Here is a 23,960-nt window from a genome sequence, read left to right as displayed (position 1 = left end):
TGTTTTTATCATTCAGCTCACGGCTTGTGGCTGAACGTTATTCTTTGCAGGTGTGACAGTGGTGGCCCCCGCAGAGCGAAGGCCGCCGGGTAATTACGATTTAACCACTAAATCGTTTTTAACACTTTTCACGCCATCAATGGCCTTGGCAATACCTTCAGCGCGTTCTGACTGCGCCTGCGTTTTCACCGTACCGGACAGCTGCACCACGCCATTGGTGGTTTCCACTTTCACATTACGTGACGGTACGATGTCATCTGCTAACAGTTTAGCTTTAATTTCAGAGGTTGTTGCCGTATCTCCAGCGTAACCTTTCATTGTCTGCTTAGTGCTGTCTTTTACGTGTAGTTTGTCGCTAACCGATTTCACGCCTTCAACTTTACCCGCGACCGCTACAGCCTTCTCGGCCTGGTCCTGGGAAGTCACGAAGCCGTTCAGAGTGACAACGCCACTGTGGGTTTCGACAGAAATATCGGTACTTTTAATCGCTTCGTCATCGACCAGGGCTGCTTTCACCTTCGCCGTTACGCCGCTGTCGTCCATGTAGCCACCGACTTTTTTCATTGAGCTATCGATTTTCGAACCCGCGCTGTCGGCGGTAGACTCCGCTTTGCCCGTCATAGTGTCCGCTGCCATCGCAGAGCCACCAGCCAGTACCGAACCTACCATTACCGCCATCAGAGTTTTTGCAATCTTAGTGTTGATCATCGATTCGTTCCTTTTGATTAGTACCACTCACAACGGTGAGCTTTTCAGCCACAAACGGCGTGGCTGTAGTTGTCGGCCAGATGGAGCTTAGCCCGTGAACGTTGCAGCAACCGCGCCGCATATTTTGCGTCCTGTAGAAATGAATATAGACGGTAATCAGGATTTCACCGGGGAGAGTAGTTGAATTGATGGATAAAGCAGCAGAAAAGAGGTTGTTTAGGAGGAGTCTGTAGATTGTAGGGGCCGATCTTTTTTTCGAACGGCCCTTATTACAAACTGGCACTGGCCGGCGGGCGGACCGAAAAACAAGGTCCGCCCCTACAGTAGGGGCGGACCTGGGAAGATTAATGCTCGCGGGTTTTACGGAACACCACGTCAGGATAACGCTCCTGGGTAATGTTGAGGTTCACCATGGTTGGCGCGATGTAGGTCAGGTTATCGCCGCCGTCGAGCGCCAGGTTAACTTCATTCTTACGCTGGAACTCATCAAACTTCTTCGCGTCGCTGCACTCTACCCAGCGGGCGGTAGAGACGTTAATCGCTTCGTAGATCGCTTCCACGTTGTATTCGCTTTTCAGGCGCGCAACCACCACGTCGAACTGCAGGACACCCACCGCGCCCACGATCAGATCGTTGTTGTGGACCGGACGGAACACCTGCACGGCGCCCTCTTCAGACAGCTGCACCAGCCCTTTCAGCAGCTGTTTCTGCTTCAGCGGGTCGCGCAGGCGGATGCGGCGGAACAGCTCCGGGGCGAAGTTCGGAATACCGGTGAACTTCATGTTCTCACCCTGGGTAAAGGTGTCGCCGATCTGGATGGTGCCGTGGTTGTGCAGGCCAATAATATCGCCCGGATAGGCCTCTTCCACGTGCGAACGGTCACCGGCCATAAAGGTCAGCGCGTCGGCGATGGTGACATCTTTACCGGTGCGCACCTGGCGCAGCTTCATGCCTTTTTCATATTTACCGGACACCACGCGCATAAACGCCACGCGGTCGCGGTGTTTCGGGTCCATGTTGGCCTGAATCTTAAACACGAAGCCGGTAAATTTCTCATCGGCAGCGGTGACGGTGCGCAGATCGGTATCGCGCGGCATCGGCGATGGCGCCCACTCAACCAGCCCGTCGAGCATATGGTCAACGCCAAAGTTACCCAGCGCAGTCCCGAAGAACACCGGGGTCAGCTGGCCTGCCAGGAACAGCTCGCGGTCAAACTCGTGCGATGCGCCCTGCACTAGCTCCAGCTCATCGCGCAGCTGCCCGGCGAGATCTTCACCGATGGCGGCGTCCAGCTCCGGGTTATCCAGCCCTTTAACCACGCGCACTTCCTGAATGGTATGACCCTTACCGGTCTGGTACAGGTAGGTTTCATTTTTATACAGGTGGTAAACGCCCTTAAACAGCTTGCCGCAGCCGATTGGCCAGGTGATTGGCGCACAGGCGATTTTCAGTTCGCTCTCAACTTCGTCCATCACTTCCATTGGGTCGCGGATGTCACGGTCGAGCTTGTTCATAAAGGTCAGGATCGGCGTGTCGCGCAGACGGGTCACTTCCATCAGCTTACGGGTACGATCCTCAACGCCTTTCGCGGCGTCGATCACCATCAGACAGCAGTCCACCGCCGTCAGAGTACGGTAAGTATCTTCGGAGAAGTCTTCGTGCCCCGGAGTGTCCAGCAGGTTGACCAGGCTATCGCGATAGGGGAACTGCATCACCGAGGTAGTAATGGAGATACCACGCTGTTTTTCCATCTCCATCCAGTCGGACTTGGCGTGCTGGTTGGAGCCGCGGCCTTTTACCGTACCGGCGGTCTGGATCGCCTGTCCGAACAGCAGCACTTTTTCAGTGATGGTGGTTTTACCGGCATCCGGGTGCGAGATGATGGCAAAAGTGCGGCGGCGAGCCACCTCTTGCATAAAGGGTGCATTTGACATGAAAATTCTTCTACAGATGATAAATCATTAATGGCCGGCATTTTCGCCGATCCCGGCGTGAGAAACAATGAACAACGGCGCTTATTCAGCCGAATGGCCGACAAACGCCGTAAACAACGGTCAGGACGGTCTTATCGCAGCCGATCGTTCGGCCTCGCACTCGGCCCGAATGCAGCAGCCTGCCAGATGATCGTTCACCAGCCCGAGCGCCTGCATCAGCGAGTAGGTCGCCACCGGCCCCACCCACGTCCAGCCGCGTTTTTTTAGCGCTTTTGACATCGCCTGCGCTTCCGGGCAGGTTTTCACCGTCTGCCAGTACGCCAGGTCAACCTGCGCCGGGCGCTGGTCCGCCGCAGGCTCAAACTGCCAGAACCACGCCGCCAGCGAACCCGCTTCGTCCACCAGCTCGATGGCCCGCTGCGCATTATTAATGGTCGAGAGGATTTTAGCGCGGTTGCGCACGATGCCCTTATCCGCCATCAGCCGGGCGATATCCTCATCGTCGAAGCGCGCCACCTGACGAAAATCAAAGCCGGCAAACGCCCGGCGGAAGTTATCGCGCTTGTTATAAATCATCTTCCACGACATGCCGGAGAGAAATCCTTCCAGGCACACTTTTTCAAACAGTAGGATGTCATCCACCACCACCCGCCCCCACTCGCTATCGTGGTAATGCGGCATGGCAGGCTGCCAGGCACAGCAGGTGCGCCCGTCTGCGCTTAGGGTCAGCCCTGAAGCGGCAAGATCCACGTTATCCATTTAACGCTCTCCTTGTTTAACAGTGCTCTTTGAGGGTAAACGCCAACGCGCACGCAATGCTATACCTAATCGCATAAACCACCCTGTTCAACTACGTTTACTCCATCACTACTTAATAAGGCCGTGTAAATTATGAGCGATAAAGAGTATCAGCCAGCAAAAGTCTGGAGCGAAAACAAAGCCCTCGGCGGCACCTGGGGCAGCATCAACCGCCCGACTGCGGGTGCGCGCTTTGACGCCGAGCTGCCGGTCGGCAAGCACCCGCTACAGCTCTATTCGATGGGCACGCCGAACGGTCAGAAGGTGACTATCCTGCTGGAAGAGCTGCTGGCGTTAAACGTGCAGGGCGCGGAGTATGACGCGCACCTGATCCGCATCGGCGACAGCGACCAGTTCTCCTCCGGTTTTGTCGCGCTGAACCCGAACTCGAAAATCCCGGCGCTGCTCGACACCACCACCGTTCCCGGTACCCGCGTATTTGAGTCCGGCGCTATCCTGCTTTACCTCGCCGAGAAGTTTGGCCACTTCCTGCCGAAAGACCCGGCAGCGCGCACCGAAACGCTGAACTGGCTGTTCTGGCTGCAGGGCGCTGCGCCTTACCTGGGCGGTGGCTTTGGCCACTTCTACGCCTATGCACCGGTGAAAATCGAATACGCTATCGACCGCTTCACCATGGAAGCCAAGCGACAGCTCGACCTGCTCGACCAGCAGCTGGCGAAGCATCGTTATATTGCCGGGGATGATTACACGATTGCCGATATGGCGGTGTGGCCGTGGTACGGCGCGCTGGTGAAGGGGCTGATGTATGAGGCGGCGGAGTTTATTGATGCAGCATCGTACAAAAATCTGCTGCGCTGGACCGACGAAGTGGCAGCCCGCCCGGCGGTAAAACGCGGCCGCGTGGTTAACCGCACCTGGGGCCCGGAGAACGAGCAGCTGGCGGAGCGCCACGACGCGCAGGACTTTGCTAAGCTGGGGCTGTAAGAGCGGCAGAGGGCGGCCTGAGCCAGGCCGCCCAATCCCACCGGCATTTCGTCTTAAGCCTCACGGAGAGATACCGCCCGTGCCGTATAGAGTGGGATATCGTGCTTACCGATAAGATGATTAATCAATGACTTTTATTTTAAGCGGCCTGACTTTGCTATATAACCACAGCCCGATAAAAGCCAGGGTACCAAAAAAAGCAGTAAATCCCACCGTGATGAGCAGGCCACTAAACAGAGAAACAGGTAATGCGGCAATACCCGTAATGAGTTTATCGTTAAATTTCACCACGCCTGCACCGAATATACCGGCTATGCCAATGATGGTGGACAATACCATTATTGATACCCCAAAGCCTATCAGCATCAGTTTGTATATTACCAGGCTGCTGATTTTTTTATCGTTCATTAGCTATCCTTGTTGCTATAAAGGTTATTAAAAGATATTCATGTAAATTATCACACACCTCAATCATATTATTTATGCATTTCTAATAATGTAACTGTTTGACAAAAGGGCCTTCCTGAGTGTGAATATCCCTGTCAGCATCCCTCCTCACCTGATTTTTCGCTTTGACATGGAAAGCAGGAGAAAATACGATCACCCCTGAAAAAGTCATCGCTATATTATTTCCAGGGATGAGTATACTATTGTGATGTATCGATTTAGTCCTGATAGGACGCACGGATGAAGATGCTTATGTAATAAGACCCGGCTATCAATAAAGCATCATATGTAATTATGCTGCGCTGGGCCAATAAATGGCAGAGAGCCGGCGCGGTGGTGAAATGTGGCTGAGTTGCAAGCAGCATGTGAGCCTGGAGAAAAAGCAGCTGTTTTAACGCCACCACGCGAGGGTATTTGATAAACTGGGACTGCAAATGCAGCCAGTAAGTAAAAATAAGCTGCCTGATGCGGATTCTCCGCTTGCATTAAACCTTAGGTCCGGAAAGGAATAACTGTTCGGCAATCATGCAAATGCGTGGCTCTTCAACCAGCTTTTCTCGCCACCTTTCGGGAATACCTTTATAACCATATAAAGCTCCCGCTATCTGACCTGCTGTTGCAGCTACGCTGTCAGCGTCATCTGCCAGATTAGCGGCTAGCAGTACTGCATCATGGAAATTATCAGTCTGCCAAACGGCCCATAATGCGGCCTCCAGCGTATCGATCACGTATCCGCTGGAGCGGATTTCATCGCGTTGCTTATTTTTATACTCTCCGGCATTGATCAATGCGCAACGGGCATTCAACGGCAGCATAGCAGGAGACAGCGCCTTTGCCTTATCAGCCCCGTTAAGTAACTGATAAAGTATATATGCCATAAGACGGCTGGCATCCAGTGACTCTATGGCACCATGAGTAGCCAGCCCCTGCTTCTCACCGTCATAGAGTGAGCGCAGCAAAGAATGACGCTGAAATATCCCCGCCGGAGCCTGCCGGATGATCGCAGCATTACCTGCTGTATCTGATTCGGTATTACCGAACCAGGATGGCCCCTTATCTAGATATTGCTCCAACGCATAGCGTGTAGTATTCCCAATGTCGAAGCATACACCGTTAGCACTATTGACCCCAAAGTGGTACCAGTTCACCAACCGATTACGAAACGACGTTATATCCAAGTGTCCCGCTTGAATATAAGTTTCAGCCAAGCACAGCGCCATTGAGGTATCATCAGTCCACTCCCCCGGCTTAAGCCGGAAAGGACCACCGCCAACTATGTCGCTAACGTGCTGCAGATCTCGTGGCAAAAATTCTAATGTGGTACCGACTGCGTCCGCTACCGCCAGACCGACTAGAGAGCCTTTGGCACGGTCCAACAACTGTAGTTCATCACCATACGGAACAACATTACCTAACCAATGCGGCAACGCTCTTCGCCCGCTTAGCCAGTCAGTGTAGTCTACTTGCAGATCGCCGCTCTCTGTTAAAGAAGAATGATACTCAGGTGGACAGTAGCGGAGATAATGCTCTTCTACATGGTAAGCAAGTGAAGGGTAAGATTGGCGTAAGTCCATCAAAATGCTCCCCTCTGCCTATTATGGCTGTTTAATTCGATAGGACACTCAAAATAACTTTCAAAAAAAATCCACCATAGATATAAATCTCTATAATTTCAATTAAATATTAAGGATTAGCAACCGTTTTTTTTCATTAAAAAATCCAACCACTCTTTCCAGAAAACATCTTGATCACTTGGGTTATTCGTGATATTGAAATCTTCATAATCAAATATATCAACTTCATCCATCTTTGTAGCAGGCTTGCCAATTTTGTGATCATAGGCCTTTAGTCCCATAGCCATATCTCGCATCATTCTTGATGGGTAAACACTTAGCTTCGCGCCCTTACATAAGAATGTAACATCTTTCAGAGCTCTTCTTAATTCACAAAGACATTCAAAAAAATCTTCGCCGCCTGCACTAAAGGTAAAACCATTGCTACGTGAAAAATGCAGATAACAAGGACGCCTCAAGTTTAACTTTATTTTTACGCTTTCCCTTACACCATTACAATATACTATCACATCCCTTACCACATCATAATTCTCGTCCATCTATAACCTCACAGGATTTATAAAACTGAAACCTACAAAACTACCATCAGCATTGATTGGTGTCACACCAAGAATTTCTTCAGGTTTAATTACCCCAGGGACTGCAATTTCTACCTCATGAGGATAAGGGCTGTTTACTCCCAGCGTACCATTAACATCAACCCCATTAACAGGTCTTTTTATTGAATATAGGAACCCAGGTGTATTATACATAGAAGCAAAATCAATCGATCGATCCATATCCAATGATGTACTTATAAAGTTACTTGGCGGATTTTTATTATCCAAAGCGTGCAAGAATAAATTATTACTATCACCTAGTGGTTTAAATCCTTCTGAAAAAATTATATTCGGATGACGTTTATCGCCACGATATACAATTCCAAGATTACAACCACTCAACCCCAGCGGATCCACCCACGTCAGCGGGTCCGGCACATAAGCATAGGTATTCAGCCCCCCCGCCAGCCCTATCGGGTCCAGCTGGGTAAACCGCCCTGCCACCGGGTCGTAGTAGCGGAATAAATTGTAGTGAAGCCCGGTCTCCGCGTCAAAATACTGCCCCTGAAAGCGCAGGTTCTGCTTGAGCCCGCGCGGGCTGCTCTCGCGCTCCGTTTCCCCCCAGGTGGAGAAACTCCCCTGCCACACCACCTCGCCATACTGGTCAGTCATGCGCTCCGGCAGGCCGTTCAGCTCGCTGTGATACCAGTACGTTTCGCTGCTCTCGCCCACGCTGTCGACCCGCGCCAGCGGCTCCCAGCCGCCCTCCGCGTAGATATACTGCGTGCTGCGCGCAGGCTGACGGCTGCTCTGCTCGCCGACCATCTGCAGGCCGGTCCAGTGGAAAGTGACAATCTCGGCATCATCCGGTGACTCGCCGTGGCGATGCAGGATCTTCTGCGTGCGCCGCCCCAGCAGGTCGTAGCGGTAGGCCACCCGGCTGAACTCGCGGTGGCCGCTCAGGGTCACCTCCGACACGCGGTGCTCGTCGTCCCAGGTGAAATGCTGCTCCATGCCGTCGCGCGCGGCGCGGCGCCACGTCAGGCGGCCAAAGCCGTCATACTGCCAGCGCGCCCCCTTCAGCCGCTGCAGCAGGTTGTGCCACACCACCTGCCCCGGTGCATCGGTGCGGTTGCCCGCCGGGTCGTAGTGGAAGCGCTCCTCCTGCTGCGGGCGCAGCCTGCGCGTCACCTGCCCTTCGGCATCGTAGCCAAAGCGCTGCTGCGCAAACGGCGCTTCGCCGTCGGCGCTGACGCCGTTAATCAGCGTCTGCTGCGCCACCTGGTCAAGCCGGTCCCACTGATAGCGCCGTTCCAGCACCGGACTGCGCCGCATCACAATGCGCCCGACGCGGTCATAGCGCGTCTCCAGGCTCAGCGCGCCCTGGCTGCGCACGATCTCGCGGTGCAGCGCGTCGCGCTGATAAGCCGTCACTTCCTGGTTCTGGCCGCCGTGCTGCAGGTTGAGCTGCAGCAGGTGCCCGCTGCCGTAGCGCAGGAAATTCAGCGCCCGGCCGTCGGGGCGGCTGCTCTGGCTGAGGTTGCCCAGCGCGTCATACTGATACTGCCACAGGCCGCCGTGGTTCTCCTCGCTCAGCAGGTTGCCAAGCGCGTCGCGGGTAAAGTTCAGCTCTTCCGCCCACGCTACCGCCTGGCCCGCAGACTGCGCCTGCTGCCACTGTGCCAGCGCCACTTTGCGCAGCGTGATGCCACGCGGCTGATAATCGTAATCGGTATTGGTCTATTAATATGTCGGACGCACAGCGAACAACGTTCATTTCTCACGCCCACACCAAGCAGTAAGAGATGTAGATTAAGATTCAATTAGCTGAGTAAAAGGGCAAATAACATAAATCAATTGACCAAACCTCTGCGTATAACGCGCCGCTGATGCTTATAAAGGGATGTTGGCTGGAATAACAAAGATTCTTATCCGCCAGCCAATTATAATAAATATTTAATAGGAAAGATTAATTGTTCAGGTGGAATGCAAATGAGGCTCAGCTCGCATAACTCACAGTAAACCATCAGCGGGTTAACCCCTTAGTCTATTCGTAACAAAGATGCTGATATTAAATTACCCCCTTGGAAAGGAGTGACTTAACACAAATAAAGACCATGATAAATAATAAATAAAATCAACTTTTAAAGATGCAGCTTTTTAGCGAATTCCATTGAAAGCAGACGCTCATATATATATTAATCTGGAATAGATAAAAAAATAGCTTTGAGCTACCTCTAGGGGCGAATTAATTGACACTAAACAGCTTGGCCGGGCAGCACTGTAAATTAGCACTATGCCAGGCAAAGCGTTGGTTAAGATTTTACAAGATAAAATATTAACAGAACATAAAGTAAACTATGGTCGAAAAAACAACAACTATTCCGACCATTCTTTACTTCAGTTATTTTTTTTTGACAAATAAAAATCGAGATATTTCTTGGGCCTTTCTTTAAAAGCACGGGCTTTACCATAGCTGTAAGCATCTTCGAAGTATTTAAATGACTCATCATACTCCTCTAACTCAAAGCAGACCATTCCAAGATCCATTATAGGCGCAGTATCAATTTCTGACCCTCGAGTTTGCAATGCAACTTCCGCCCATTTTTTAGCATTTGTGAAGGCTGCCATATCAAAATAAGCACTATATATACATGCTGCAATCCAACCGGCAATCTCCCAATCCAGCTTGGGTTCAGGAATCAATTCCCAAGCTTTTTTATACTCACCTAACGCGCGTTCATAAGATTTAACATCATGAAACTCATTACCTTTCTCAACTATAGCAACTATTTCCTCTTCCAACTTTTTATTTTCCACAGCAAGTTCTTTCATTATATATCGACCTTAATTAAAAAAGTATTGTGATCTTTCTGCCGCGCCAATAAAATCACTTGGGGTTTTATATCTATCAGATAATCTTGCACCTTGAGAACGGTTGTGACCATAATATTCCAGTTCATAATTCATGGAATCCCTCATAAATGCTCTAACTTCTTTAGATTTCGGACCGTAATAACCACCTTTTTGATTCCAATATTTAACCGCATCTGTTAAGTGAGCCATATCGGCATCTTTGATATTATACCATCTTTTATCTGTTGAACTCTTGAATTGCATTCTATCACCTGTACCCCGAATACGGCCTTCACTACGCATTCGCTCAATAACTTCTCTACCAGTCTTGCTATTTTTACTTGGAGTCCTTCCCATATTATTTAGTCGACAAGATGCTAACCCCAGCGGATCCACCCACGTCAGCGGGTCCGGCACATAAGCATAGGTATTCAGCCCTCCCGCCAGCCCTATCGGGTCCAGCTGGGTAAACCGCCCTGCTACCGGGTCGTAGTAGCGGAATAAATTGTAGTGAAGCCCGGTCTCCGCGTCAAAATACTGCCCCTGAAAGCGCAGGTTCTGCTTAAGCCCGCGCGGGCTGCTCTCGCGCTCCGTTTCCCCCCAGGTGGAGAAACTCCCCTGCCACACCACCTCGCCATACTGGTCAGTCATGCGCTCCGGCAGGCCGTTCAGCTCGCTGTGATACCAGTACGTTTCGCTGCTCTCGCCCACGCTGTCGACCCGCGCCAGCGGCTCCCAGCCGCCCTCCGCGTAGATATACTGCGTGCTGCGCGCAGGCTGACGGCTGCTCTGCTCGCCGACCATCTGCAGGCCGGTCCAGTGGAAAGTGACAATCTCGGCATCATCCGGGGACTCGCCGTGGCGGTGCAGGATCTTCTGCGTGCGCCGCCCCAGCAGGTCGTAGCGGTAGGCCACCCGGCTGAATTCGCGGTGGCCGCTCAGGGTCACCTCCGACACGCGGTGCTCGTCGTCCCAGGCGAAATGCTGCTCCACGCCGTCGCGCGCGGCGCGGCGCCACGTCAGGCGGCCAAAGCCGTCATACTGCCAGCGCGCCCCCTTCAGCCGCTGCAGCAGGTTGTGCCACACCACCTGCCCCGGTGCATCGGTGCGGTTGCCCGCCGGGTCGTAGTGGAAGCGCTCCTCCTGCTGCGGGCGCAGCCTGCGCGTCACCTGCCCTTCGGCATCGTAGCCAAAGCGCTGCTGCGCAAACGGCGCTTCGCCGTCGGCGCTGACGCCGTTAATCAGCGTCTGCTGCGCCACCTGGTCAAGCCGGTCCCACTGATAGCGGCGTTCCAGCACCGGGCTGCGTCGCATCACAATGCGCCCGACGCGGTCATAGCGCGTCTCCAGGCTCAGCGCGCCCTGGCTGCGCACGATCTCGCGGTGCAGCGCGTCGCGCTGATAAGCCGTCACTTCCTCGTTCTGCCCGGCGTGCTGCAGGTTGAGCTGCAGCAGGTGCCCGCTGCCGTAACGCAGGAAATTCAGCGCCCGACCATCGGGGCGGCTGCTCTGGCTGAGGTTGCCCAGCGCATCATACTGATACTGCCACAGGCCGCCGTGGTTCTCCTCGCTCAGCAGGTTGCCGAGCGCGTCGCGGGTAAAGTTCAGCTCTTCCGCCCACGCTACCGCCTGGCCCGCAGACTGCGCCTGCTGCCACTGTGCCAGCGCCACTTTGCGCAGCGTGATGCCACGCGGCTGGTACCGGTACTCGGTGCGGTGCTCCGCCGTTTGCCGGGCGGTAATGCGGCCCAGCGCGTCATACTCCATCTTTGTGCTGTGTGCGGCCAGCGCTTCGCCCGCCTGCAGCAGCGGCTGCTGGGTTATCTCAACCACCTGGCCCTGCTGGTCATAGCGATAGCGCTTACGCCGCCCGGCGTAGTCAGTCTGCGCCAGCAGGCGCTCGCCGCTGTCGTACTCAAACTGCCAGCGGTCGCTGTTGGCGTTGATCAATCCGGTCATGCGGCCAAAGCGATCGTACTGGTAACGGGTGACGTGCCCGGCAGGGCTGATCTCGCTGACAATCTGCCCGCGCACGTTGCGTTTTACCTTACGCTCGCTGAAGCCGTCAATATTCTCGCCGATTAGTAGCCCGGCGGCATCGTACTCGTAAAGCGTCTCGCGCCCGTCCGGGCGGGTCAGCCGCTGCAAACGGCCCGCCGCGCTCCAGCGGTAGCGCGTGCAGTTACCGGCAGCGTCGGTGTGGGCTGCCAGCCGTCCGGCGGCATCATACTGGTTGTGGCTCTGGTAGCCCGAGCAGTCCTCGTCATGCAGCAGCTGGCCGCGCTCATCCCAGGCGTAGCGGTGCGTATTCTCCAGCGCATCAATCGTGCAGGTCAGGTCGCCCTGCGCGTTCCACTGATAGCGCGTCACGGCACCCTGCGGATCGGTTACCGCCACCACATCGCCCAGCGCGCTGTACTGATACTGCCAGGCGGCACCGTCCGGCATGACCTCCTGCTCCGGCAGCGCCCACACCGGGTGCCAGACGGTCAGCGTCGAGCGCCCCAGCGGATCTTTCACCTGCGTCAGGTTAGCGCGCTCGTCGTAGCCATACTCCCAGCGCTCACCCTGCGGGCCGGTGGTGCTGAGCAGCAGTTCGCCCTGCACCGCCCAGCGATAACGCCACTCCGCGCCGTAGCTGTCGGTATAGTGAGTAATACGGTACAGCGCATCCCAGCGATGCTCGCTGCTGCCCCCTGAAAGGCAGGTGACGGTGGCGCTGCGCGCCTGTTCATCCGCATCGATCAGCCAGTGCTCAAGGCTCTGTTCGCCATCGAGAACCTGATATTCGCTGACGCGCCAGTTCTCGCCGTCGGCGGCGGGCCGCCACTGATACGCCACCGTCAGGCCGGTGGCGTAGCTGTGCGAGGCCAGCAGATCGCTGGCGCGATCCCAGCCAAAGCAGCGGGTGGTGATGCCGTCCGCATCCTGCACCGCAATCAGCTGCCCCTGCGGGTTGTAGGCATAGCGCACCCGCAGCTGCGGCGCGCCGTCTACCTGCTGATGCACCGCCTCCAGCCGCCCGTGAGCATTCTCATAGCTGAGGCGCACTTCCAGCGCCTCATTGTCGCTGGCGATGGAGACCAGCTGCCCGGCGTCGTTCCAGCTGAAGTGCAGGCAGTTATCGTGGCGATCGTACTGGCGCGCAATGCGCCACTCGCCTTCGCGGGTCGGGTCCGGCTCGTAGAGGAAAAACTCCCCCTGCGCGGTCTGCATCACCACCACGCCCTGCAGGGTGCAGTACAGGGTAAAGCCATCTTCATGGAACTGGATCACATCACCTGGGCGCACTTCGCCCAGCCCCAGCTCGCGCCCGGACATATCGCGCCAGAGAAAATGCAGCGTACCGTCCGCTGCCTGCACGCGCAGCAGGCGGGTCTCAAACGGCAGCATCCAGCCGCTGCCCAGCATCCCGCTGGCGCGGTTGCGGCTATGGTAGATGCGCTGCCAGTAGAGCGGGATACGGTCCTGCAGCACAAAGTCGAGATCTTCCTGCCCGGCGAGGATCTTCGACCCCAGCGCAATATTGACCGGGTGCGCGGTCGCCATGGCGTTCTGCGCCAGCCTGCCAACAGCCGCCGCCGCCGCGTTCCCCACCGCTTCACCGCCGATGGCGCAGGCGGTTTTACGCACCGCCAGGCGCGCCATCAGGCGACTGACCGAGCGGTCAAGCATCTGCACGCCCAGCTGCCCCAGCTCCTTGCCGAGTCCACCGCCAATCAGGTTGCCGGCAAAGTAGGCGAGGAAATTTTTACCGCTGCGGATGTCGCGCACCACGATGCTGTCGCCGCCGATGCGCACGCGCGGGTCGTCAGCAACTTCTATCTTCGCCTCGCAGGTGCTGCGGTGACCGTTGCGCACCGCCGGGTGGCCGTTAATCAGTACGCGCTTTGAGCCTTCCGCAAGAAAGTTTTCACTCTCCGCCATATGCCCTTTGCTGCACGCCACGGTATCTTTATCCGCCGGGGTCGCATAAGGGCTGGCGCTGGCCACGGTCGGCTGCACAATATCCTGGCCGACGTTTTTGAAGAAGTTACCTACCGAATCGGCGTTGATGCTGCTGATACTCTCGCCCAGTGCGCTGAGAAAAGCCCCCGGATGGCGCACGGTATCGGCCACGCTGGTGGCCATCGCCATAGCAATCGCCAGCGCGCCCGGCTCATCTTCCGCTTTCGGGGCCGGGGCGTTGAGAAAATCATGGTCGACTTTACCCGCCGCACGCGCCGCTTTTTTGCCCTTCATCAGCACGTTATCGGAACCGCTGGTAATCAGCGCATCCGGCGGGCCACGCATGCCGAGGGTATCCAGCAGGCCATCAACGGCGTCACTGACCATGCTGCCGATGCGCTCCGGAAAACCGTTGACCATCGCCCCCACCACCAGCGCGGCGCCAATCGCCACGCCGACACCGCTGGCGGCCATCGCCGCCCCGGCGGAGAACACCGCCAGATAGATCGCGCCTTCCACCAGCCCGGCGGCGAAGTCCCCCAGCAGCGAGCTGTGGACCAGCGGGTCGTCGATGCGCGCTGCGATTAACTCATCCGCCATCGCTTACGCCTCCCCGCCCGGCAACGGAGTGAATCCCTGACGGATCCCCTCCCAGACGGCCAGCGCCGCCGCATCGAACTCGCCGCTGCAGCTAAACGTCACCGCCAGCAGATGCGTAGGCAGCATGGCCACCAGCAGTTTTTGCGCCACGCGCACGCCCTGCGTCTCAAAGCGCATAGTGATTTCACGGGCGGGCAGTGGCCCGAAATGGCTCTCCTGCGGCTCATCGCCGGAGAACTTCTTCATATCTCGCTTAACTTTGGCAATCTGCTGGTCGATAAAAGCCTGCTCGTCGCCCGCTTTCACCTCCCACGCGCGCGTCAGCACCAGCGTGGCGCGGCTTGCTGGCAGGCGCAGAATGGTCACGCTCTGATCCTGCGCCACTTCCGGCAGCGTCAGGGTGCCTTCCGACAGGTGATATTCGACTGGCTGGCTCATGAGTTGCTCCCTGAGTTGTTAAAGGCATCCTTCACTTTGGCGGTGATATCCGCCGGGGTTGGCTGCTGCGGGGCGGCCTGCGCGGGTTGCTTGACGTTGAGATCCAGCGTACCGCCGGTATTGATCTCGCCCTGCTGCGAGGCATTTATCTGGAAGTTAAGGCACTGCAGCGAGATAGTGCCGTTCGGGTCGAGGATCAGCATGCTGTCGCCGCTCAGCAGGCGAATGCCCTGACCTGAAGAGAGCAGGATCGCGCCCTGGCTATCAAGGCTGTAATCGCCGCCCACCAGCTCGCTGCGGTTCAGCTGGGTGGCATGGTTGTAGAGTCCACTCACCTTGCCGTCAAAGCTTTTTGCCACCGCCAGCGTCTGGTTACCGCCAACCGAGCGCGTCTCATCATTTTTAACGGTGGTGTCCATATTGCGCTCGGCCTGCACCCACAGCTGCTCCTCACCCGCTTTATCTTCAAAACGCAGGGCGTTGGCGTTATCCGGGGTACCGTCTTTTGAGCGGCTCATAAAGCCCATCTGCGTGGCGGCGGCGGGCAGCGCCCACGGCGGCATGCTGGCTTCGTTGTAAACGCGCCCGGTGATAATCGGCCGGTCCGGGTCGCCGTTGATAAAGTCGATCACCACCTCGTCATTAACGCGCGGGATCTGCACCCCGCCGAAACCCTGGCCCGCCCACGCGCTCGACACGCGCACCCAGCACGAGCTGGTGTCGTCGCCCTTCGCGTGACGGTCCCAGTGAAACTTCACCTTCACCCGGCCATATTTGTCGGTCCAGATTGATTCACCCTGCGGCCCCACCACCTTCGCCGTCTGCGGACCGTGGGTGCGCGGCCACGCGGTGCGCTGCGCCGAGCGGAACTGCGTACTGGACGGGATCACCGTCAGCCACACCGTGTGGTTGCTCTCGCCCCCGCCGGACGCGTAGCTGTTCTCTTCAAAGTGGTACAGCGCGCTGAGGATCAGGTAGTCGTCGGCGTCGCTGGCGAACGGCGGGTTGCTCAGCGTAAAGGTGCAGCCCGGCACGATGCCGGTCGAGGTCGCTTTGGCGTCGATGCGCTGGTGCTCCGCCTGCCACTCCTCCTGGCGGATGCGCGCGTAGAACTCGCCGTGGCTGTGCTCAACAAAGCGCCCCGGCCACTCGTAGTAGTCAATCTTACCCGGCTGCGGCGACGACGGGTTCTGCCGCGCCTGGAACATCCACGCGTTCGGCTTGCGGAAGTCGTAGTCGTCCAGGCTGTAGATGCCCGGCGTGACCCGCTCGGCTATCGACCATGCGCCAATCCCCTCTTCATCCGTCGAGCCGCCGGAGGCGGTGGCGTGATAGGGGATCGCCTCATACCCGGCGAACGGCTGGTGCTGCTGCGGCGCGTCGAACATCACCAGCGTGTGCTGCTCCGCGTCGTGGCGGAAGAAGAAGTAGATCCCCTCCAGCTCCATCAGGCGCGAGATAAAGTCGTAGCTGCTCTCCTGGTACTGCACGCAGTACTCCCACGTGCGGTAGTCGCCCGCCAGCCTGTCCTCCACGTTGACCCCGTACTCGCCGAGCACGGTTTTAATGATGTCCGGCAGGCGCTGGTTCTGGAAGATGCGCTGGTTGCGGTCGCGCTTCAGCGGCCACAGGTCGGACTCCATCACCAGGGTATACACCGCGTAGCGCGTACCGTTCAGGTCGGCGCTGTGCACCTTCACCGAGGTGATTTTGCCGTTGAGGTAGCGCGGCGCGGCGGCCAGCGCGGTGGTGGGAATGGTCAGCGTGATCGGCTGGCCGAGCATCGCCCGGCGGTCAAGGCGCGCGTCGGTGCTGAGCAGCGTCACGGTCAGCTCAAAGCTGCGCGAGACCACTTCCATCCCCTCCAGCTTCCAGAACTGCAGGGTGCCGTCTCCGGCGGGGGTGGTGGCGGTAATACGGTCAAACATAGATAACTTCCCGATTCGTAATCATGGATGGATGCCAAACCAAATACCGTAAAGCATCAGCACAACATTAAAGGTCAGTAGCCATTTGATAAACCACACCCGATCGGAGACGGAGCCGTATCGGGATGAGGATAATTTGCGGTAATTCTCCGCCGTGTTGTGGACTTGATGAAACTGCAGGATTCGCGCGAAGATCGTATGCAGGGCGGCTATCAATATTTTGTTCATCTGTATGGCTAACAGTGACATGCAGGGTGGCACGACGATCGTGACGGCGAGCCGCCGATCGATAACCGGCCAGATCTCGTGTAATCCTCTTAAAATCAGCATTGCCAGAGTGAAACCGACCAGCAGGCCCACCATCTTCAGTAGGGTCAGCCCCCACTCTTTTCCACTAAACTCATCCCGTCCATTCCAAAGATATCGCCAGGACAACAGGGTAAATACCGTCACCCCAGCCCATCTGAGAAAAATTTCCATATTGCCCTCCTTCCCCGGGTCAGCAGCACAACAGCGAATCGGGCATACACCCTGTGAAGCAAATTAAGGCGCCAGCATCAGCACCTTGAACTGGCTGGGCACAATACGCATGCCAATAGCATTGGTGGAGTTTTGCAGGGTAACGCTGGTCAGCCGCGTGGCCGGGGTGCCCTTCAGCAGCACGGTAAAGGCCCCGGTCAGATGGCGCGACGGCCCCATTACCGTGCCGGAAGCCACGCCGGTCGCCACGCCGGGGTTATCACCATTGGTCAGCGGCGTCACCGTCGCCATGTTGTGCGCGGGCATGCCCATAAACAGAATATTTAGCGCATTAGGGATCGCCGTCGGCCCCAGCGCGATATCCGGATAAGGAACCGGCGTCGGCACCGGCATCGGCGTCAGGCAGACGTCGGGAAAAGCGAGGTCAACGCCAAACAGCTGGCAGTTAGCAAACATAGAAGCTCCTTAGCCCATATGGATCTGTTCAGAATCGACTTTGGTGATCGCTTTCGAGGTGATCACCGTGTTGTGCGCATGCAGGCGCGCATAGTCTTCAGCCTTGATATCCAGCTGCCCGGCGCGCACCTGCTCGGTGTTGCGCGTGGTGCGCAGCAGGTTGTGGCTGATCTGGCTCACCGTTTGCCAGACGGACTCGGCACGTTTGCCGACGATGCGCGACAGGCTGACCCACGCGGAGAGCTTGTCGCCGCTGTAGTTCATCGCGCTAATATGGCAGTCGCCCTCGTCAGCCGTGACGCGCAGCGCCGCGCTGCTCAGTCTGAGCTCACCGCTGCTGCGAATATGCAGGTCGCCCGGCACGCTCAGCTCCGCCGCCTGCGGATTGGCCCGCTCCAGCACCGCCAGCAGCCAGATCTGGTTATCGACGTGAGTGATCAACACCCGATCCCCCACCTGTGGGGCTATCACGCAGCTCACCGCACGCTGGCAGTGCCAGCCGCGCCCCTCACTCTCAACGGTCAGGCTGCCATCGGCAAAAACGTGGGTGACGCTGCCGGAAGCCTGCACGGGCAGCGTTACCGCCTGCGCCAGTTTGTGATTGATATTGTTCATCATGTCTCCTCAACTGCGGCTCTGCCGCTCAATGCTCCAGGCTTCGGCAGCCAGTAACTCTTCATCATATTCAAGAATGCCCTGACGGTCGGAAAAGTGGGCATTCTCCTGGCGTGCCCGGTGCAGGCGGGTACGGGAAAATGTGGCGCTGCGAAAATCCGCCTGGCGTAAATCGGCGGCGGAAAAATCGCTGTAGGTCAGGTCGCACAGGGCGAACGACGTCTGGCAGGCCGTGACCTGCTGCAGGATGCTCTGAAACAGGCGGCTGTGGCTGAAGTCGGCCCCGCTTAGCGTGGCCCCGACAAACAGCGCCTGGTCAAAAAGGCTGTGCTGGCACTGCGCGCCGCTCAGGTCCGCCGCCATAAACAGCGCCTGGCTGGCATTCACCTGGCGCAGCTGAGCCTGCTTCAGCGAGGCTCCTTTGAAGTTGCACTGCGTCAGCTGGGCACCGTTGAAGTTGGCACCGTCCAGCTGATTGTCGGTAAACTGGCAGCCAGTAAACTGCTGCTGCGCATAGCTTTTTCCGCGCTGGTCGCAGTTAAAGAACACCACGCGTTCAAACTGACTGCTGCTGAGATCGGTGCTGCGCAGGTCAATGCCAAAAAAGGTGGTCAGCAGGGAGCGGCAGCCGTTGAAATGCGCTTCTGTCAGTGGGGATTCGAAAAAGGTGCTGCGCTCAAGCCGCGACTGGCTAAAGCGGCTGTGCGCCAGCGCGCAGCGCATAAACTGGGTTTTATCCAGCACGCTGCGCGCAAAGTCACTGCCGCTGAGCGCGCACTGGTTAAACACGCATTCGCTAAGCGCGCTGTCGCTGGTGTGCAGCTGCGCCATGCCACACTGGTTAAACACCGTCTGTTGCAGGGTCGCACCCGTCAGATCTGCGCCCTCCAGCTGGCACTCGGTAAACACCGTTTCATGCAGGTTGGCGCCGCGCAGGTTAGCCCCCTGCAGTGAGACCTCCTGCAAGATGCCGCCGGAGAGGTCACAGCCGCTGAGGTCGAGGCCGTCCAGATTGATCTCACCGATCGGTTCGCCGCCTTTGATCTTCTGCTGCAGTTCGGCTGCGTTCATATCACTTCTCCGTCACGCTTTGGCAGGGTTTTGACCCGCTTGATAAAGGCCCCTGTCAGCGCGGTGGTATCATCAGTGAATGACTGCGACAGATCGGCGCGGAACAGGTTAGCACCGTGGAAGCGGGCGCCGCCCAGCTGCGTTTTCTGCATCAGGGCGCCCATCAGATTCGCATCGCTAAAATCGGCGTGGCGGAAGTCGGTGCGCATAAACAGGCTGCCAACCAGGTTGGCGCGCGTAAAGTTGGCCCCCTGGCAGTTGGCTTCGCTGAGGTCGCTGTTCTCTAACTTCGCCAGCGTAAACTGTGCGCCGTTTAGCGCGGTCTGGCGCAGGTTGCTCTGCTTCAGCGTTGCGCTGCTGAAATCGGCTCCGGCCAGCGAGCTTTCCGCAGCCAGCGCGCAGGTGGTCAGCGTCGCCTGGTCAAAGCGCGCCCCGTCGGCGTTGCTCTCCACCCAGGAGCAGCTCTCAAGATCTGCACCGCTGAAGCGCGCTGCCTGCAGCTGACATTTCAGAAAGGTGGTTTTGCGCAGCGTTGCCTGACTGAAGTCGGGCTGCGCCAGCGTCATCTCCATAAAGATGCAGCCCTCAAGGGTGGCCTGCCGGAAACCGCAGCCGCTGATGCCGCTTTCGCGCAGCAGCAGGTTCTCCAGCGTGGCGTGGCTGAAATCACAGCCGTCGAGCAGCGCCTGCTCCAGCTGCGTCTCTTTCAGCTTCGCACCGCTGAAACAGCTGTTCTGGCACTGCGCCAGCGCCAGGCTGGCGCTGCTCAGGTCGCAGCCGCGCAGCGAAGCGTTGTGCAGGTTGGCACGCGCCAGCATCGCTTCAGTGAAGCTGGCACCGTCCAGCTGGCAGCCGCTGAGGTCGGCGCACTCCAGCAGGGTTTGATGAAAATTAGCGCCGCGCAGATCCATCCCGGAGAAGTCCGCCCCGGTCAGATCCAGCCCGCTGAAGTCACCGCCCTGCGCCATGGTGCGTTCTGCACGCTGGCGGATAATCAGCGCGATATCGCCGGTTAAGCGCCGCGCAGGCGGCTGGCTCTGCACCGACATCAGGTACAGCTGGTGCATCGCCTCGCGGCTCTGCTGCAGTTTCTTCTGCGTCATCTTGTCGCCATGCTGGTGCAGCATCTCCTGCATGCGGTGCATTGACTCCGGGCCACGCGGCAGGTTATCGCGGCTGGCGGCATCGGGATATTTCGCTTCCATCTCCCGCTTGCGCGCTTCGGCCTGCTGCTGCATCTCTGCCGCTTTACGCTCCATCTTCTCGATAAATTCGGGCAGCTCGTCCAGCTTTGGCATCTCCGGCTCTTCCACCTCAGCCAGCAGCGTGCTGATATCGCCCCCTTGCGCCTCCAGCGTTGCGCGGTGCTGTTCGCGTAGCTGGCTGGCACGATTTTTCATATTGTTCTGCATCGGGCTTTCGCTGGTCTGCACTTCGCTGTCCAGCCAGGGTCCGATGGCATGTTCCGGCACCAGATCTTTTTCCCGGAAGGCAAACAGCGCGCCCTTCTCTTTATCCAGCCGCTGCGCCAGCACTTTGCGATAGTGATTCAGCGAGCGGGTGGCGCCGGTGGTTTCCAGCGCGGGCATCAGCTGCTGCACGTCGGCGGCGTCATCTTCGTTGATGCGCCGGTTGCCCTGCCACATCAGCACCATCTGCTCCAGGTGCGGGAAGAACCAGAACGGTGGTGGCGCGCAGCGGGATCTCTTCAAACAGCAGCTCATCGCCGCGCTGGCGATTGATAAAGCAGCGTGCCTGCCACGGCGGCAGCCTGCCCTGCTGCAGGGCCTTCTCCGGGTGCATATTCCAGATGCGCCACTCGGCCTCATCGGGCAGGCTGTCGCGATCGTCCCACCACTGGTCGGGGCTGGCGGCGTTAAATACCCGCCAGTCGATATCGCGCGCGAAGCCGGGAAACTCGTTCTGCAGCCAGCTGGCGTCATAGGCCTTGCCCATACGCTTCATGCGGCGCGGCCACTGCATATCCAGCGGGCCAAAGCTGACCGGTTCCGGCTGCTGGCGTGGTGAGGTGATGCGCGGGTGCAGCGGCTCAATATTCGGCAGGCGGCGATACTTGATGCCATCCTGAGTTTCCTCCAGCGCGCCGATGCCGTGCGGATTATCGGCATAGCCTTCGCCGCCAAAGGCACGGCTCCAGTCGAGGCGCATCTGCTCAAACGGGCGCGGTGGCGTGGGGTGTGAACCGGACCAGATTCGGTCGCCGGAGATCGCGAGCGTTTTGCTGCGCGACTCGACATCTATACGCGCAGCGCACAGGGTTTTATCCTGCTGATGGTGGGTATAGGCAAAGCCGGTTGCCAGAAATTCGGCGCGGGCCTTGGGGATCGCCATATCCAGCACTCCGCCGCTGGTCTGCAACTCGCTGGCCGCCAGCTGCCACAGTTCCGCTTCCGGGCGCAGCTGAGGTTTTGGCCCCATATCCGCCAGCGCCAGCACCGTAACGCCAAGATGGTTTTTTCCCTGCAGGCGAAAGGGGCGATTTAGCACGCTGAGGCGCAGCGGTTTGATAATCTTCATGGAATACGTCCTTAGGAAGATCTGTTTTTCCGTTTCATTAGGGGATTGGGAATATCAACAAGGGTTTTTCGTGCATCGGTGCGGGCATAACGAATGTTGATGCGCTGCCCGGCTTGATATTTCGCGCTGTCCATGGCGTCGATCACCGCCAGTGACTGCCCGTGCAGCTCTTCACCACGTTGGTTTTGATAACGAAAGTCTATGGAGATATTGATAAACCCTGAATTACCGCCAGAGCGACTGGCAACCTGAGTGATGACCGCGGTGGTATCAACCCCATCCCTCAAGACTTCGTTTTTGATTTTTTTGTTCCTGAGATCTCTGCGATACAGTGAAATCAAAACATAAATAAATAGCAACGCAACTGCTGAATATATAAAGCAGGCAATTAACACCGTCACAACACCATTAATAATTTAACCTATAATGAATTAATCAACATTATAAACCAAGGCACATTACATTGATTAAAGGAGGGGAACCCAGCCATCAAAACATCGTAAAAAAAATATTAAAAATAAGTAGCTTTTTTAGAATGTTTTATTCAAATTCTGAATATTAATAATCTATTTTTACTACTGCAATCCTTCCCTTCTTATCTTGCTTCACAATGATATCCAACCCTTTTTTAAGCAGGTGCATATCGCTCAGAGCAACAAGTGCCTTGGCTGATTTCATTTCTGATCCATCACCTGTATAAAAAAACACATCAAAAAAAAGGTCATTTCCATAGCTTATATCAGTCTGTTGCCAAGATTCCATTTTTGTACTGATAAGGTCTCCTGCCCATGATTCATGCTTAATTACTCTGAAAGCATCAACAGTTCCTTTAGACTTTCCCTTAAAGGAAAAGATAGTAAAAACAATGAAGACCATAGGAACAAGAATTCCGGTCATCATGAAAGTTAATTCAATGCCAGACATCGATGCAATCGCTTCCTTCATACCCATTATCAGCCTTCAAAATATTATAGTAAGACACTAATTATAGTTTCAACAGAAATCACTATTGTTACTAACCTCCCTTTATCGGAAAAGCAATTTCTATCTTGACCATCTCACTTCCTGTCCAAGAGAATGGGTTTTCCACCAGGATCACGAACAAAAATAATTTCACTTTTATTTCTGTCAAGTTTCCCCTGGTAAACATTACCTGACTGATAGTCATTAAGAGCTATCAGTAACGCAGTCTCCTTGAATTCATCTATGACCCAGTTATCACCAGTTGCAACGTCTTCAACTCTAAGCTTGAGTAATAAAACGGGACAGTTGTTTATGAAAACACCACTTTGCTTCATGGATAAAATCGTCAGGTTGACACTTGTGCCTTTATTCGTGATGTTTTCGCGGTGTAATTGAGACTTCTTTATTGCCCTTCTGACAAAAAAATTCATAGCAAGAATAAGGGAAATTACTAATAATGCATTTAAAATCCAGGGCATATCCATTCAAACCCATCATGATAATTTTTAAAATAACCATTACCGGAACATACGACTAACTTTTTTTGACGCACAATCTGCCAACTTTAAAAAATAGCCCAATAAGAAATCGTCACAATTACATTCAGTTATCATACTTACACTACATTATAACTTTCATACTCACCATGTAATAAAAACTTCGAAGATGCATACTACTTTTAGAAACCAGATATTCTTAAGGAGCACCTGAAAATAAATCAAATTCTCACATTGAAATCATTGCTCTTCAAGAGCATTTTTCATCGTTAGCATGTTTTTTGATGAGTCCGTCTTGAGGTACATAACTCCTAACTTCCCTCCAACATTAAAGTTATACAAATCCATAGTTTTAATTGCAGTGAGGTAATTCTTCCGTTCTACTAATTTTCCTTTATCATCGTTAAACTCATAATCAAAAGTGATGTTAACAAGACCATTTGTAGAAGGTGTCCCAGGCACAACCTTGACGATGGTTGCCTCAACAAAAACAGGGTTAGCAGCTATCTCCCTTTCTACCTTTCCATTTTTCATGGACCGAAAAATCATAAAGATTATAATAAAAACAACTATTGCAGGAATAATATAATTTAATGATTTCCAAAAAAACATCTTATAGACCCTT

General features: G+C 55.7%; 20 protein-coding genes and 1 pseudogene. 1 reads left to right on the top strand and 20 read right to left on the bottom strand.

The genetic code is table 11. The annotated features are described in order from the left end of the window. Positions 1–93: 93 nt before the first annotated feature. The 3 genes from osmY to ACLI4M_RS13215 all read right to left on the bottom strand — a co-directional run bounded on the left by osmY (position 94) and on the right by ACLI4M_RS13215 (position 3,401). Positions 94–708, bottom strand: a complete 615-nt coding sequence (gene osmY, locus ACLI4M_RS13225) for a molecular chaperone OsmY (RefSeq protein WP_048914745.1) — start codon at positions 706–708, stop codon at positions 94–96. Positions 709–1,052: 344 nt separating this feature from the next. Next, on the bottom strand, positions 1,053–2,642 hold the full coding sequence (prfC, locus tag ACLI4M_RS13220; protein WP_048914744.1) for a peptide chain release factor 3: 1,590 nt from the start codon (positions 2,640–2,642) through the stop codon (positions 1,053–1,055). A 120-nt stretch (positions 2,643–2,762) separates the two neighbouring features. Beyond that, the gene (locus ACLI4M_RS13215) at positions 2,763–3,401 is read right to left on the bottom strand and encodes a DNA-3-methyladenine glycosylase I (RefSeq protein ID WP_133624629.1); all 639 of its coding nucleotides are present in this window, start codon (positions 3,399–3,401) and stop codon (positions 2,763–2,765) included. 132 nt (positions 3,402–3,533) lie between these two features. Between ACLI4M_RS13215 and yghU the strand changes: the two genes are divergently transcribed. Continuing rightward, positions 3,534–4,385, top strand: coding sequence for a glutathione-dependent disulfide-bond oxidoreductase (yghU, locus tag ACLI4M_RS13210; RefSeq protein ID WP_133624631.1), 852 nt, complete (start codon positions 3,534–3,536; stop codon positions 4,383–4,385). A 120-nt stretch (positions 4,386–4,505) separates the two neighbouring features. Here yghU and ACLI4M_RS13205 read toward each other — a convergent pair whose 3' ends face one another. The 17 genes and pseudogenes from ACLI4M_RS13205 to ACLI4M_RS13125 all read right to left on the bottom strand — a co-directional run bounded on the left by ACLI4M_RS13205 (position 4,506) and on the right by ACLI4M_RS13125 (position 23,947). After that, the gene (locus tag ACLI4M_RS13205; RefSeq protein ID WP_133624633.1) at positions 4,506–4,793 is read right to left on the bottom strand and encodes a hypothetical protein; all 288 of its coding nucleotides are present in this window, start codon (positions 4,791–4,793) and stop codon (positions 4,506–4,508) included. Positions 4,794–5,317: 524 nt separating this feature from the next. After that, positions 5,318–6,406, bottom strand: coding sequence for an ADP-ribosylarginine hydrolase Tri1 (tri1, locus tag ACLI4M_RS13200; RefSeq protein WP_301292099.1), 1,089 nt, complete (start codon positions 6,404–6,406; stop codon positions 5,318–5,320). Between the two features lie 116 nt (positions 6,407–6,522). After that, positions 6,523–6,945, bottom strand: a complete 423-nt coding sequence (locus tag ACLI4M_RS13195) for a hypothetical protein (protein WP_133624636.1) — start codon at positions 6,943–6,945, stop codon at positions 6,523–6,525. Continuing rightward, on the bottom strand, positions 6,946–8,637 hold the full coding sequence (locus tag ACLI4M_RS13190) for an RHS repeat-associated core domain-containing protein (RefSeq protein WP_133624638.1): 1,692 nt from the start codon (positions 8,635–8,637) through the stop codon (positions 6,946–6,948). It lies immediately after the preceding gene. Between the two features lie 708 nt (positions 8,638–9,345). Continuing rightward, positions 9,346–9,780 (bottom strand): hypothetical protein, encoded by a 435-nt coding sequence (locus ACLI4M_RS13185; protein ID WP_133624640.1) that lies wholly within the window; start codon positions 9,778–9,780, stop codon positions 9,346–9,348. 12 nt (positions 9,781–9,792) lie between these two features. Continuing rightward, positions 9,793–14,349 (bottom strand): RHS repeat-associated core domain-containing protein, encoded by a 4,557-nt coding sequence (locus tag ACLI4M_RS13180; RefSeq protein ID WP_133624643.1) that lies wholly within the window; start codon positions 14,347–14,349, stop codon positions 9,793–9,795. A 3-nt stretch (positions 14,350–14,352) separates the two neighbouring features. Beyond that, a complete protein-coding gene (locus ACLI4M_RS13175; protein ID WP_133624645.1) occupies positions 14,353–14,787 on the bottom strand; it encodes a DcrB-related protein in 435 nt (144 codons plus the stop codon). Then, positions 14,784–16,715: a type VI secretion system Vgr family protein gene (locus ACLI4M_RS13170; protein WP_133624647.1), complete on the bottom strand. Its 1,932-nt coding sequence runs from the start codon at positions 16,713–16,715 to the stop codon at positions 14,784–14,786. The genes ACLI4M_RS13175 and ACLI4M_RS13170 overlap by 4 nt, the downstream gene beginning before the upstream one ends. 21 nt (positions 16,716–16,736) lie before the next feature. Then, the gene (locus tag ACLI4M_RS13165; protein ID WP_133624649.1) at positions 16,737–17,195 is read right to left on the bottom strand and encodes a hypothetical protein; all 459 of its coding nucleotides are present in this window, start codon (positions 17,193–17,195) and stop codon (positions 16,737–16,739) included. A 63-nt stretch (positions 17,196–17,258) separates the two neighbouring features. Then, entirely contained in the window at positions 17,259–17,651 is a 393-nt protein-coding gene (locus ACLI4M_RS13160) for a DUF4150 domain-containing protein (protein ID WP_133624651.1), read from the bottom strand. 9 nt (positions 17,652–17,660) lie between these two features. Next, a complete protein-coding gene (locus tag ACLI4M_RS13155; protein ID WP_133624653.1) occupies positions 17,661–18,266 on the bottom strand; it encodes a DUF3540 domain-containing protein in 606 nt (201 codons plus the stop codon). Between the two features lie 9 nt (positions 18,267–18,275). After that, a complete protein-coding gene (locus ACLI4M_RS13150) occupies positions 18,276–19,337 on the bottom strand; it encodes a pentapeptide repeat-containing protein (protein WP_133624655.1) in 1,062 nt (353 codons plus the stop codon). Further along, positions 19,334–21,875, bottom strand: a pseudogene (locus tag ACLI4M_RS13145) (DUF2169 family type VI secretion system accessory protein). The gene ACLI4M_RS13150 and the pseudogene ACLI4M_RS13145 overlap by 4 nt, the downstream one beginning before the upstream one ends. 11 nt (positions 21,876–21,886) lie before the next feature. Then, the gene (locus ACLI4M_RS13140; RefSeq protein WP_133624659.1) at positions 21,887–22,270 is read right to left on the bottom strand and encodes a DUF3592 domain-containing protein; all 384 of its coding nucleotides are present in this window, start codon (positions 22,268–22,270) and stop codon (positions 21,887–21,889) included. A 163-nt stretch (positions 22,271–22,433) separates the two neighbouring features. Continuing rightward, positions 22,434–22,820 (bottom strand): hypothetical protein, encoded by a 387-nt coding sequence (locus tag ACLI4M_RS13135; RefSeq protein ID WP_133624661.1) that lies wholly within the window; start codon positions 22,818–22,820, stop codon positions 22,434–22,436. 113 nt (positions 22,821–22,933) lie between these two features. Beyond that, entirely contained in the window at positions 22,934–23,323 is a 390-nt protein-coding gene (locus ACLI4M_RS13130; RefSeq protein WP_133624663.1) for a hypothetical protein, read from the bottom strand. Positions 23,324–23,575: 252 nt separating this feature from the next. Continuing rightward, positions 23,576–23,947 (bottom strand): hypothetical protein, encoded by a 372-nt coding sequence (locus ACLI4M_RS13125; RefSeq protein ID WP_133624665.1) that lies wholly within the window; start codon positions 23,945–23,947, stop codon positions 23,576–23,578. Positions 23,948–23,960 lie beyond the last annotated feature (13 nt).

Origin of the sequence: Erwinia sp. LJJL01, assembly GCF_047300805.2 — a bacterium.
Taxonomy (GTDB): domain Bacteria; phylum Pseudomonadota; class Gammaproteobacteria; order Enterobacterales; family Enterobacteriaceae; genus Erwinia; species Erwinia aphidicola.
This window is presented reverse-complemented; position numbering and strand designations above follow the sequence as displayed.